Origin of the sequence: Fontivita pretiosa (genome assembly GCF_050410795.1) — a bacterium.
GTDB lineage: Bacteria > Planctomycetota > Phycisphaerae > Tepidisphaerales > Tepidisphaeraceae > Fontivita > Fontivita pretiosa.
Genome location: NZ_CP191258.1, coordinates 5020211 through 5032888 on the forward strand (window position 1 = coordinate 5020211; position 12678 = coordinate 5032888).

Here is a 12678-nt window from a genome sequence, read left to right on the forward strand (position 1 = left end):
CGTTTTGGTGCTTCTGACTTCATCCTTCATCCTCAGTCTAATGGGAGTGATCATGGACGAAAAGAAAATTGTCATCATCGGCGCCGGTCCGACGGGGTTAGGGGCCGGCTACCGGCTGAAGGAACTGGGCTACAAAAACTTCCAGATCTACGAGCGCGAGCCGTACATCGGAGGGCTGGCGTCGAGCTTCACGGATTCGGCCGGTTTCACGTGGGACATCGGCGGGCACGTGATGTTCTCGCACTACAAGTACTACGACAAGTGCTTCGAGGCTCTGATGGGCAACGACTATCAGCAGAACATGCGCGAGTGCTGGATCCGCATGTTCAACACCTGGGTGCCCTATCCGTTCCAGAACAACATCCGCTACCTGCCCAAAGAGATCTGCTATGAGTGTCTGGTCGGGCTGGTCGAGGCCCAGACCCGACGCGATCACAAGGTCGCCAGGAACTTCAAGGAGTTCATGGAGGCTGTCTTCGGCGACGGCATCTGCAAGTACTTCATGAAGCCGTACAACTTCAAGGTCTGGGCGCATCCACCGGAACTGATGAACAAGGAATGGATCGGCGAGCGGGTAGCCGTTATCGACATCAATCGCGCGATCCGGAACGTCGTGCTCCACAGCGACGACTTCGGCTGGGGGCCCAACAACCAGTTCAAGTTCCCGCTGTTCGGTGGCACGGGCGAGTTCTACCGTCGCTTCGCCAAGCCGCTCCAGGGGCACATCAACCTCAACAAGCCGGTTGATTTCATCAACCTGGGCAAGAAGGAGGTTCGCTTCAAGGACGGCCAGGTGGTTCCTTTCGATATCCTGATCAGCGCGATGCCGCTGGATCGGTTATGCAACGACGTGATCGACGGGCAGTTGCCGCGGGAGATCAAGAAAGCCGCGAGCATGCTGCGGCACAGCGGAGGGTACATGGTGGGGATCGGCATCCGCCAGCCGTGTCCCAGCACCAAGAGCTGGATGTACTTCCCCGAGGACAACTGCCCGTTCTACCGCGTCACGTACCTGAGCAACTATTCGCCGTACATGACGCCCGACAACAAAACGCATTACTCGCTGCTGTGCGAAACCAGCTACAGCGAATTCAAGCCGGTGGATGGCCGGCGAATTGTTGATGACACGATCCGCGGGCTGATCAACGCCGGCCTGATCAGCGAGCGGGATCAGGATGACATCGTGGACACCTGGTGCTTCCACGCCCGCTACAGCTACCCCACGCCGAGCATCGAGCGGGACACGATCCTGGGCACGGTGATCCCATACCTGGAGCGTCACGGCATCTTCAGCCGCGGCCGCTTCGGCATGTGGAAGTATGAAGTGAGCAACACCGACCACAGCCTGATGCAGGGCGTGGAGCTGGTCAATCGGCTGCTGCTGGGCGAGCCGGAAGTGACCATCGGCATGAAGTATCAGAGCACGGCCGATGGGCGCGACGCAGCGGTTCACGAGCGATCGGCCGTTGCCGGCAGCGGCGATCCGAGGCGCGCCCCCGCAACGTCGTCACGCTTCGGCCATGCGGATGCCGGCGATAAGCAGGAGGTGCACACGTCCGAAGAAGAGCTCGGTGTCACCACGCCGCGCACGGGCACATCCTGATCAAGCGTCCGGCGCGGCGGAGTGAGCAGTCTCCGGACGCCGATGACCAGTCGGGACCAGACCCAGACCGGTCATTGGCTGGTCATCGGGGCCGGGAGATTGGTCATTGTTGCTGCGTGGTCGGTGGTGGGGCGGGCTGGAGAATCGTGATCTGGCTGGCGTCGTTGATGATGATCTGGGGCCTGCCCTTCAGCGACTCTACGTACCCGCCGTATTCGATCAGCCTGCCCTTGAGCCGGACCTTCGCATCGCGCAGCGCCGCGGCCAGGTCGCCGCCGAACGCTTCATCGAGCTTGGCGCGCTGTCGCTCGAAGACCGCGCCCAGCAGCACCGAATCGAGAAACTCGATGTTCATCACCCGCCCGCTGCGGCTCCACGCCGCCTTGGAGATGTAGCCTTCGACGACGACCTGGCTGCCGATCGCCGCCTTGAGCGCCTCGGTGTCGGTGGCGGCGATGACGGCGGGCTCGGTTGTGCTCGGCTGCTCGGCCAGCAGCAGGTTACACGTCAGCAACAGGACCAGCATGGCGTGCTTTGTACTGCTCATGGATGCATCGTACCCGGCACGCTGCGATCGGTCACGCCGCCCGGAGACCGCCGCTCACGCCGTAAGGATCGGGAACTTGCTGCTGCTGATCGGCAGGGTCGAATACTCTTCCACCAGCCGCCGGTATTCCCTGGCGACCTTGCGAGGCTTGCGGCCCAGAGTATACAGGCCAACCGGATTCACCGTGCCGCGCATCTTGGTCAGGGCGGTATCCCAGTCCTTCATGTCCACAAGCCCGAACCAGGTGAAGCCGACGATCGGCACGCCGTCCTCGCGTAATCGCAGCAGGTTCATCCATTCCTTCCAGAGCCACTCGACGGCGTGCTTGGCGGTGCGGTTGGTCTCGGTGTGCATCACGGGCATGCGGTAGCGCTCGAAGTATTGTCGCGTGATCACGTAGTACCCGTAGACGTCCCCGGCGCCGATGCTGGTTCCATCCGAACGGATCACGTGCTCGTTGGTGATGTAATAGTCCGTGCCCATAATGCAGTGAGTTCGAAGATCCCGCTGCTGGCGGAACCACTCGTACTCCTCGGCCGACATCCCCGACGACAGAAGGTAGCGATACATGGTGGCGGTGACGTCGTGGCCGAACAGCAGGTCCAGCGAGAGGAATCGCCGCTCGTTCATGAAAAGTGCACGGGCAACCATGTCGGGGCTGCCGGGGTGAACATATTCGGTGCTCTCGCTGAAAACGAAAATGGCGTCGGGGCGCAGGTCCAGGATCGCCCGCATCGCCAGGATCGCCGCCTTGCAGTTATGCTTGATGTTCGTCACGAAGGCGGTATCGCTCATCAACCGCTCATTCCACCAGCCAAAGGCGGCGGAGAACTGCGCGGTGACGTAGATCTCATTGACCGGCGTGTAGTAGCGCACCCACGGGTAGCGCTCGGCAAACGCCCGAGCGTAATCGGCGAAATGCGTGGGGTAGTCAGGGTTCTGAAAGTCGTGCAGGAAATCCGGCAGGCCGAAGTGGATCAGGTCTATGATCGGCACGATGCCCAGCCGGCGCATCTCGTGCATCACCAGGTCGGTAAAGCTCCAGTCATACTGCCCCGGACCGGTCCAGATCCGGTACACCGGCGGGCCGTAACGCAGGTAACGCAGTCCCAGCTCGCGCACCAGGCGCAGGTCGGTCTGCCACATCTCATAGTGCCCGGTGTCGCGCAACTGATCCACACGCTGGTTTCCGGCGATGATGGGATACGAGCACTCGATGCCCACGGCGAACATGAACTTGAGCATGTCCGCCGGCTCGGTGATCCGCAGGCTGGGAGTCAGCGGCGCCAGGCGAGCCGGGCGTTTGCGCGGAGGCGAGGCCGGCACCGGCGGCGGAGAGGAAAGCGGCGCACGCGAGCCCTGGCGTCGCCCGTCGTTGTCCACCTGCACCGCAGCCTCCGATTCGCTCGCCGCAGGTCCAACTCGTTGATTCGTTACGTCAGTTGTCACCGCCATTCATCATATACCTCATCCGTCCCGTCGTCGGCAGCGGCTTTTCCGGCGATAATGCCGCCGATGCACGACGTCCTGTGCCGCGCGCACGACCTGCTGACCAGAACCTACGGCCAGCGCAGCTATCGCTGCTGGGGCCGCGGCGTGGACGTGCTGATCGATACGATCCTCTCACAGAACACCACCGCCGCCAATGCCCAGGCCGGCTATCGGCGATTGAAGAAGTGGTTTCGCACCTGGAACCAGGTAATGGCCGCACCCGTCGATCAGATCGAGCGATGCATTCGCATCAGCGGGCTCAGTCGCACCAAGGCGCCTCGCATTCAGCAGATCCTCAGACAGATCAAGGCCGAGCGGGGAAAGATCGACGTTCAGTTTCTGGCGGATATCAACCCGTGCGAGGGATACCAGTATCTGATGAGGTTCAAGGGAGTCGGACCCAAGACCGCAGCATGCACGCTGTTGTTCGCCTTCGGCAAGTCGGTGTTTCCGGTTGATACGCACATCTATCGGATCGCACTGCGGCTGGGGCTGATTCGGCCAGGAACCTCGGTGTCGGCGGCGCAGGAACAACTCACTGCGATGATCCCAGCTCCGCAGCGTTATGCCATGCACGTGTTGCTGATCGAGCACGGACGCAAGATCTGCCACGCCCGCAGACCGCGCTGCGGGCAGTGTCCGCTGCTTGAGCTGTGTGACTATGGCCGGCGGCACGGCGTCGCGGCTTCTCGCTCTTACCCTGCTTGCCCGGATTTGCCATTTTCCGATGGCAAAAGCTCTGCCAAAAAGGGTCGGGTTAGTTCTTGATGCCTCGCACCAGCGAGTCGATCACCTCGCGCGTCAGCTCTTTGTCAATCGGACCCAGGTTCAATGCGATCATCGCGTACCCGATGCCGGCGAAGATGAACTGCCAGGCCACCGCTTTGGGGTGAAGATCCTTGCGGAATGATCCGGACTGCTGGCCTTCGGCGACGATGGTGGCAAAGAACTCCTCGATCTGCTGGTAGTGCTCGCGCAGCACGGCCAGCACTTTCTTGTCGCGGCTGGTGCTCAAGGCCCCGTGCAGGACATGGTAATAGTCGGCCAGGCGACGCATGTGCTCGGGAAGGGCGTTGGAGATGGCGCGGATTTTTTCCGCCGGGTCGGTGATGTCGGCAATCAACTGCCGCCACTGCTGCAACGTATACTCGCTGACTTCGCGGACGATCGCCACGAACAGTTCCTGCTTGCTCCTGAAGTGGCGGTAAAGGATCGGCTCGGTAACTCCCGCCGCTTCGGCGATGGCGGCGGTGGTTGTCGCTTCGTAACCCGTCTTGGCAAATAACCTGGTTGCGACCTCGATCAGTTGTCGCCTCCGCTGGGCGGCTTTCAATCTCGGCATGCAGCTAAGTTTGCTGTGGCTAACGAACAAATGCAAGCAGTGGATAAAGGCACGGGGCCAAGGGGCATGCCCGGAATTTCCGGATCGCAAGCGATGTTTCAATGAGCACTGCCGGGTCCACACGGGAATCCAAACCCGACCGTATTACGCGCGGCCCGCCCGCGTGGACGGCCATCGCAATGGCGAGAGGCCCGTGATGCAAAGAGTCGCTGCCGGTGTTCCGTCACAGGCTCGGACAGGCTTGCCCGCACTGCCGACCCTTGCCCCTTCGACTTGATCCTTCCTGGTTCGATTTCGTGTATAACTTCCCGGCCATGAGTGAATCCAAACCACGCATCCTCACCGGCGACACGCCGACAGGCCGGCTTCATCTGGGCCATTACGTCGGCAGCATCGAGACCCGGCTGGCGCTTCAGGACGAGTACGAGTGCTACTTCCTCATCGCCAACAAGCACGCGTTCACCACCCGCGCCGAACAGCCCGACGAGATTCGCCAGAGCGTCATTGACATCGCCACCGACTGGCTGGCCGTGGGGATCGATCCGAACAAGAGCACGATGTTTGTGCAGTCGGAAGTTCCGGCGATCGACGAGCTGACGTTCTTTTTCGCCATGCTCATCCCGTTCAATCGCGTGATGCGCAATCCGACGCTGGCGCAGGAGATCAAGGACAAGCAGTTGGGGGACAAGTATCCCTTCGGCTTTCCGCTGTACGCGGTGGGGCAGTGCGCCGACATCCTGGCGTTTCGCCCGCAGCTTGTGCCGGTGGGCGAAGACCAGCTCCCGCACCTGGAACTGACCCGCGAGGTGGCGCGCCGCTTCAACCAGATCTACTGCGGTGTCGATCCGCACACCCCCGACGCCGATTACGTCAAGGCCGGCGGATTGTTCCCGATCATCGAGCCCAAGCTCGGGCGCGTGAGGCGTCTGGTGGGCATCGGCCCGCCGGGACCGGACGGCAATCTGCTGAAGATGAGCAAGTCGCTGAACAACGCGATCTTCCTCTCGGACGATGCCGAGACCGTGCAGAAAAAGGTGATGTCGATGTACACCGACCCCAAACGCATCCGCGCCAGCGATCCGGGCACGGTGGAGAACAATCCCCTGTGGATCTTTCATGAGATCTTCAATCCCGATCAGGAATGGGTGCGCCAGCAGGAGGAAGCCTACCGCGCCGGACAGGTCGGTGACGTGGCGATCAAGCGGCGGCTGGTCGAGGTGCTCAACACGCTGCTGGAACCGATCCGCAAGCGACGAAAATACTACGAACAGCGCCCCGACGAGGTGCTGGACGTTTTGCGCCAAGGAACGCGCCGCGCCAACGCCGTCGCCGAGGAAACGCTGTATCTCGCGAAGAAGGCGATGAAGCAGGACTACTTCAGGAGGAGCTTGACGATCGATTGACCTGGTCCGAAAGCGGCTTGCCGGGGCCGGGTTGCTCGGCATCAATCGGCTCGACCATCAACGGCTCAAACCCGGGAACCTCCTCGATTGGTGGATAACGGATCGCCTGGAATGACTTGGCCAGGTGGTAGATGAGCTGAGCCAGCGCCGCCACGACCAGCAGCATGATCGCAGCGAGGATTGATGCGATCGGTTCGTCGGTCTTCAACCACACACCCAGAGCCAGGATCATCGCCGGCAGACAGAAAAGAAGTTGAACTGAAGCGAGCGCAAGCCCGACGATGATCGCCCAGGGACGGCGCCTTGGCAGGTAGATCGAGCAGAACAGGTACAGCAGGCCCGGCACGAGGTAGAGCATGGAGTAGAAGGCCATGGCGATCATGAGCCGGCCTGAGGCACCGCTTCCGCCACGGAGCAGCATCATCGCCGGAAGTACGGACATCCCCGCCATGAGCAGGAACACGATCCCCAGCGATCGCATCGAACGAACGGCCAAATGAAGCGGCCGGCGGGGATCACCTTTGGGCGGGAGGGGCATCGGAACCTCCACTGGGAGAGCCTGGAGGCCAGGGCGGCTGATAGCCCCCCGGGGCCGGCGGGGGCGGTTGTTGCTGGTACTGCCAGTATTGCGATGAATACTGCATCTGTTGCCAGCGAGCGGCGCGGACGGCTGGCGCGGCGCGGGCCGCCTGGATCAGCCACGCCAGCAGCAGCCCCAGAAGCGCCGTGGGCACGATCAGCACGAGCAACCCCGCCGCCAGCGCCGCTGCGCCATGCCCGCGCGTCTGCGCCAAGCCGGTCAACAGATTTGCCGCCAGCACCAGAAGCGATAACGTCACCAGCACAATCGCGGTGACGATCGCCCCCAGTCCGCCGCGGCGGACAAGAGGCCCCAGCACAGCCAGCACCAGCGACCAGAGCATCGTCAGCACCGCAATGACCACGTAGACGACTTTGAGCAACTGCTCGGCCGGCAGGCCGAGCTCCGCGGCAGCCGATTGCAGCCCGCTGTCGGCCGCAAATCGCTCCAGAGGTGCAAGCAATCCCACTGCACCCACACACAGGCCACAGAGCATTCCCATCCCGGCGATGACGTACATCAACACCGACGCCCGCCTCGCTGGTGCCAGCAATGGCTCGGCCGGGTCGTAACCGTACGCGTAGGCAGGGGGATAAGGCTGATAGGGCGGCGAATAGGGCTGCCCGGAAGGTTGTGGATACTGGGGATACTGAGTCATGGGGCAACGTTCCCCGGAGGCTTAGCGGCCAGAATCGCCGCGATGATCGCAGCGGCGGCGATGGCGGCGGTCTCGACGCGAAGGATCGTCTCCGTCAGTTTCGCCCCCGTCAAGCCAAGGCGCGCAAACTGCGAGATTTCTTCCTCGCTCCATCCGCCTTCGGGACCAATCAACACCGCCACCGATGAACAGGCGACGATATCCGATGAAAGTCGCAGCAGCGGCGTGGCGTCCGGTTCGGTCGAGAGGTACACGGCCGGTGGTGTCAGGGTCTGCACGAACTCATCCACGCTGATCAGCGGATCGATCTGCATGACGCCCGGTCGGCGGGATTGCCTGGCGGCCTCGGTGGCGATCCGCCGCCAGCGGTCCAGCTTGTTCTGCCCGGCCGGGCGTACCACACTTCGCGCCGCCGCCAGAGGCACGAACCGCCCCACGCCCAGCTCGCTCAGCTTCTCGATCATCCAGTCGGCCCGCTCGCCCTTGGGCACCGCCGACGCAACGATCAGCGTGGTTTGCGTGCCCGGTGGCTGTTCGATTCTGTGAATCCGCGCCACGACCGCCGAGGCGTCGCATTGCTCGATGGTGGCGGCGGCGACGTGACCGGCGTTGTCGAAAAGCTCCAGCTCATCTCCGGCGCGCATCCGAAGCACGTCGCGCACGTGGTGGGCCTGGGCACGGTCAAGCTCAATCCGCTCGAGATTACCCAGGCTGCTGACATGAACTCTGCGTGGCACGGGAGGAGGGATTATCGGCGGCGCCGGCAGAGCCGGCAAGATCGGTGCTGGTGATGAGACTTTTCATGCTGATTCATTGAGAATCCGGCGTGCGGAAGTTATGTTGGTCATCGAGTCATCCGATCAGGGCGCGCAGGCGCGGGCGCATTCGTCCGGGTGGCTCATCAGCAGCTTGTCCGAATCCGTTGAAGCGGAGCGTCTGTTGCCCGTGGGTTCACGAAAGGAGTCGGTTCATGGGTCAGGCGAGCGTCGGAACCGCTGAACTGCCCGATCCATTGCAGCAGGAGGTTACGTCGGGCAGCACAACCCCGGCCGGCGAAGGCGCTGCGCGCCGCGGGGCAGGTGGGCAGGCGGATGATCTGCTCTCGCAGTTGGCCGGTGAGGAGATCGACCGGATGCTGGCCGAGGCAGATGCCGCGCCTGGCGAATCGCCCCCCGTCGCCGATGCCGACGTGGAGCTGTCGCAGGCGATTGACGGCGCTGTGGCCGCCGCAGCTCCGGCCGCCACGACCACTGCCGCAGCCTCGCCCGATGAGCAGATCTCGCGTCAGCTCGATGATGTTCTCAGTGCCATCACAGCCAGAACCGCGCCAACAGAATCTGCAAGCGCGCCCGAGCCTGCCGCAGCGCCCACCCTGCCTGCAGCACACGCGGTTGCCGTGGCCGACCTGCCTGCGCCAGCGGTTTCCGCGACCGGCCAGCACGAGCCAACTCACTCCCCACCGGCGGCAGCGCAGCTCCAGACTCCCGGTGCTCCAGCGGCGACGGCTTCGGTCCAGCCTGCGGAATCACCGGCAGACGAGCAGCACACCACCCGCCAGGAGCTGGCCGCGCTGAACGCGCCGCAGGAGCAAGCCCAGCCCCAGGTCCAGCCCAAGGCTGCGACGGCGGATGAATCCCAGCCCCAGCCGCGTGATCCGCTGTACATTCGCCTGCTGGAGCTGATCAACGCGCCGCTGAAGCTGTTTCCCGACACCGTGCGAGACGCGCTGGGCAAAGTCGCCATTCTCACGCTCATGAACGCCGTGGGCGTGCTGCTGTACGTGCTGCTGTTCAGAAAGTAGAGCGTGCCGCCAAATCGCACTCCTCATTCCGCCTGCTCGTATTGCCTGCCTGGGCCGGTTCAGGTCGATTGCCGGTGGCGGAGAGTCGTGGGAAGCTGAGCCGCCGGAGACGGATAACGCGGGCGTGCCGTCTTATGATGCAGTATGACAGGCACTTGCGGCGGTTCGGCTGGGGTGATTTCCGTTGAACCGCCGGTGCCGCAGCCCGTATAGTTGGGCATCGTCATGGGCTTTGCGCGCCGTGCCAATCATGGTCGTCTTCGACTTGAAGCGCTGGAGGGCCGGGTTCTGCTTGCCGCCGATGCCCGTCTGGCCGATGCTGCGCCGGCGATCGCCCGGCTTCAGTGGAGTGGCCAGCCCATCGAAGCCGCGGCCGGGCAATGGCTGATCCGGCTGAATGATCTGCCTGGCGGCAGCGCTGCATCGCAGGCGGCTCGGGCACGCACGCTGCTGCGAAAACTCTCGCCACGATTCGACGTCCTCCGCCAGCTTGGTTCTGACGGGCTTTTCCTCATCAGCACCCCAGCCGGTTTCACGCCCCAGCAGGCAAGCAGGTGGTTCGCCCGGCTGCCCGGCTTTGCCTATGTCGAGCCGGATCTGATCCTCAACAGCGATGCGCAATTCCCAAACGACGAGCACTTCAGCCAGCAATGGGGACTGCACAACACCGGTCAGACCGGCGGGCTGATCGACAACGACATCGACGCCCCTGAAGCCTGGGACATCAGCACCGGCAGCAACGACGTCGTCGTCGGCGTGATCGACACGGGCATCGACTACAACCATCCGGACCTGGCGGCCAACATCTGGACCAACCCATTCGAGGTTCCGGGCAACGGCATCGATGATGAGGGCAACGGGTATATCGACGACATACGCGGCTACGACTTCTACGGCAACGCGTTTCAAACCGACAACAACCCGATGGACCAGCACGGCCACGGCACGCACGTGGCCGGAATCATCGCCGCCGTGACGAACAACGCCGTCGGTGTTGCCGGCGTGTCGTGGAATGCCAAACTGATGCCGCTGCGGATCGGCGGGCCTGCGCCGGGCGATGGACGCATTTTGCTTTCCGCCGCCGTCAACGCGCTCTACTACGTCAAGTGGATGCGCGACCACGGGGTGAATGTGCGCGTGACCAACAACAGTTGGGGCGGCAGCGCCGGCTCGACGGCCCTGAGCGATGCCATTGCCGCCAACGCCGCCAGCGGGATCCTGTTCGTGGCGGCGGCGGGCAACGGCGGGTCGGACCAGATCGGCGACAACAATGATCTGATCCCTCATTACCCTTCGGGCTACACACACGACAACATCATCGCCGTGGCAAACCTCACGCAGAACGGCGATTTGAGTCTTAGTTCCAACTACGGGCTCAACAGCGTCGACCTGGGCGCGCCGGGAACCGCAATCCTGAGCACCTGGCCGGGCGGCAGCTACGTCCACCTCAGCGGCACGTCAATGGCAACACCGCACGTCAGCGGGGCGATCGCGCTGGCGTTCAGCGTCGCCGATCCATCCGTCAGCTATCAGGCCATCCGCAACGCCGTGCTCAGTACGACCGATCCGGTTGCGGCACTGGCGGGCAAGAGCGTCACTGGCGGAAGACTCAATGCGCAGGCGATGCTTCAGGCGCTGTTGCCGCCGGGGGCTTCGACACCCGATCTGCTGGCCGCCAGCGACAGCGGCACATCCGACTCGGACAACATCACCAACATTCTCAGCCCCACGTTCAGTGGAACCGCGCCGGCGGGATCGACGGTGCGGCTTTACGCCAACGGAGTGCTGGCCGGCAGCGCCGTGGCGTCCCAGGATGGGCTGTGGAGTGTTACCGCCAACGCCCTGCCGGACGGAAGCTACGCGATGACCGCGACGGCCACGCCCGCCGGTGGCGGCGCGGAAAGTGCCCCCTCGCCACCACTGCAAATCACGATCGACACCGTCGCGCCTGCGGTGATCGGAGCGGCAAGCTTTGCATATCAGACCGCGCCACACCGGCTGGTTTACACCTTCAGCGAGGATCTGCGCGATTCTCTGAGCACATCCAACCTGTGGCTGTTGAACCTTACCACATCGAGCCTTGTGGGCAGTGGCTCGATGGCAGTCGCATTCGATTCGGCCGGCACGACCGCGACTTTCAGTTTCCCAGGTTTGCAGCAGGCCGTGTTGGATGAGGCCAACTATCGGGCACGGCTGATCAATCTTGCCGATGTGGCAGGGAACCTGGCGTCGCCGCCAGCGGTGCTGGATTTGTTCTTCCTTCGCGGCGATGCGAATCATGACCGGACGGTGAATCTGCGCGACCTGTATGTGCTGACGGGCAACTGGCAGCAGTTGGGGCGGGACTTTTCGCAGGGGGATTTCAACTACGACGGGAGGGTGGACGAGCTGGATCTGGAGATTCTGACGTCGCGGTGGCAGCAGGTGTTGCCGCCGCCGCCCGCCGGCGCGCAATCATCTGCCGGTTCGACCAAGCCGCCCGAGATGCGGGTTCCCTTTGCCGCCGACGCCTTGCCTGTGCGCGAGCTGATCGATCTGTAGCCAAACGTAGCAAAAGGGGTCGGGAGTCTTTTCCGGCGCGGAAAAGACTCCCGACCGGCTCAGTCTCGACCCTCATAATTGGCGTAGATCATGATGTCGTGCGTCAGGGTCCGCAAGAGCATCTCCTGCCGGCGACGGCGGCGTTGCACGGAACGCAGGGCATCGCCAAAGTTCCGCTTCATCATGCTGTTGACCGTCTCGCTCTGCGCTCGCTGGCCGTAGGTTCGCCGGTCCGCCTTGCGGGCAAACCGCTGCTTCATCAGCCGGCGATATCGACCGCCGGGCGGCTTGCTCGACGGCCGCCCGATGCCCGTGGGAATCACCGAGCGCACACCCATGTCCAGGCGGGCGCTGCGGTGGTTGGCCTCTGAGTCGTATCCAGCGTCGGCGACGACGACGTTCACATTGGCCCGCCGCCACGCATGGTACAACAGCGGCGCGAAGTCCGGCGCATCGGACCCGCAGCCGATATGAACCCGCGCCGCCAGGATGAGGTGACAGGCCGAGGCCACCGCCAGGGCCAGCTTCGGCATCTGCCGGGCCCGGCGCGAGCGTGAGCGATTGACCTCGTCTGCATCGGTTTTTTTCGGTGTATTTGCCGCCATCGCGCAGGAGCATCTTGCGGCAGACGCGGTCGTAATGGCGTGAGCGGTGACGCGCTTCGTAGCAGGTGCTGTCGAGGGTCAGCGGCTTGCTCGAGTCGAGCTTACGC

Annotated in this window: 12 protein-coding genes; 5 read left to right on the forward strand and 7 right to left on the reverse strand. The window is 63.3% G+C overall.

The window, feature by feature from the left end:
* Window positions 1-52 precede the first annotated feature (52 nt).
* The gene (locus ACQS5P_RS20315; RefSeq protein ID WP_428938449.1) at window positions 53-1603 is read left to right on the forward strand and encodes a protoporphyrinogen/coproporphyrinogen oxidase; all 1551 of its coding nucleotides are present in this window, start codon (window positions 53-55) and stop codon (window positions 1601-1603) included.
* A 103-nt stretch (window positions 1604-1706) separates the two neighbouring features.
* Here ACQS5P_RS20315 and ACQS5P_RS20320 read toward each other — a convergent pair whose 3' ends face one another.
* The gene (locus tag ACQS5P_RS20320; RefSeq protein ID WP_428938450.1) at window positions 1707-2150 is read right to left on the reverse strand and encodes a hypothetical protein; all 444 of its coding nucleotides are present in this window, start codon (window positions 2148-2150) and stop codon (window positions 1707-1709) included.
* Between the two features lie 54 nt (window positions 2151-2204).
* Entirely contained in the window at window positions 2205-3599 is a 1395-nt protein-coding gene (locus ACQS5P_RS20325; RefSeq protein WP_428938451.1) for a family 1 glycosylhydrolase, read from the reverse strand.
* A 66-nt stretch (window positions 3600-3665) separates the two neighbouring features.
* Between ACQS5P_RS20325 and ACQS5P_RS20330 the strand changes: the two genes are divergently transcribed.
* A complete protein-coding gene (locus ACQS5P_RS20330; protein ID WP_428938452.1) occupies window positions 3666-4409 on the forward strand; it encodes an endonuclease III domain-containing protein in 744 nt (247 codons plus the stop codon).
* On the opposite strand, the gene ACQS5P_RS20335 is transcribed toward ACQS5P_RS20330, so the two are convergent.
* Entirely contained in the window at window positions 4399-4983 is a 585-nt protein-coding gene (locus ACQS5P_RS20335) for a TetR/AcrR family transcriptional regulator (protein ID WP_428938453.1), read from the reverse strand. The two genes, ACQS5P_RS20330 and ACQS5P_RS20335, sit on opposite strands and share 11 nt — an antisense overlap.
* A gap of 314 nt (window positions 4984-5297) precedes the next feature.
* On the opposite strand from ACQS5P_RS20335, the gene trpS reads away from it, so the two are divergent.
* The gene (gene trpS, locus ACQS5P_RS20340; protein ID WP_428938454.1) at window positions 5298-6386 is read left to right on the forward strand and encodes a tryptophan--tRNA ligase; all 1089 of its coding nucleotides are present in this window, start codon (window positions 5298-5300) and stop codon (window positions 6384-6386) included.
* On the opposite strand, the gene ACQS5P_RS20345 is transcribed toward trpS, so the two are convergent.
* From ACQS5P_RS20345 to ACQS5P_RS20355, 3 genes are read right to left on the reverse strand one after another with little or no spacing between them, the layout of a single operon-like run.
* Window positions 6361-6867 carry a hypothetical protein gene (locus tag ACQS5P_RS20345; RefSeq protein ID WP_428938455.1) on the reverse strand — a complete coding sequence of 169 codons (507 nt, stop codon included), beginning with the start codon at window positions 6865-6867 and terminating at the stop codon, window positions 6361-6363. The two genes, trpS and ACQS5P_RS20345, sit on opposite strands and share 26 nt — an antisense overlap.
* Before the next feature lie 34 nt (window positions 6868-6901).
* Window positions 6902-7624 (reverse strand): hypothetical protein, encoded by a 723-nt coding sequence (locus ACQS5P_RS20350; protein ID WP_428938456.1) that lies wholly within the window; start codon window positions 7622-7624, stop codon window positions 6902-6904.
* Window positions 7621-8361, reverse strand: coding sequence for an RsmE family RNA methyltransferase (locus tag ACQS5P_RS20355; RefSeq protein ID WP_428938457.1), 741 nt, complete (start codon window positions 8359-8361; stop codon window positions 7621-7623). The genes ACQS5P_RS20350 and ACQS5P_RS20355 overlap by 4 nt, the downstream gene beginning before the upstream one ends.
* Before the next feature lie 233 nt (window positions 8362-8594).
* On the opposite strand from ACQS5P_RS20355, the gene ACQS5P_RS20360 reads away from it, so the two are divergent.
* Window positions 8595-9425, forward strand: a complete 831-nt coding sequence (locus ACQS5P_RS20360) for a hypothetical protein (protein WP_428938458.1) — start codon at window positions 8595-8597, stop codon at window positions 9423-9425.
* 225 nt (window positions 9426-9650) lie between these two features.
* Window positions 9651-11966, forward strand: coding sequence for a S8 family serine peptidase (locus ACQS5P_RS20365; RefSeq protein WP_428938459.1), 2316 nt, complete (start codon window positions 9651-9653; stop codon window positions 11964-11966).
* Between the two features lie 59 nt (window positions 11967-12025).
* On the opposite strand, the gene ACQS5P_RS20370 is transcribed toward ACQS5P_RS20365, so the two are convergent.
* Window positions 12026-12571: a transposase gene (locus ACQS5P_RS20370; RefSeq protein WP_428937646.1), complete on the reverse strand. Its 546-nt coding sequence runs from the start codon at window positions 12569-12571 to the stop codon at window positions 12026-12028.
* Window positions 12572-12678: the final 107 nt, after the last annotated feature.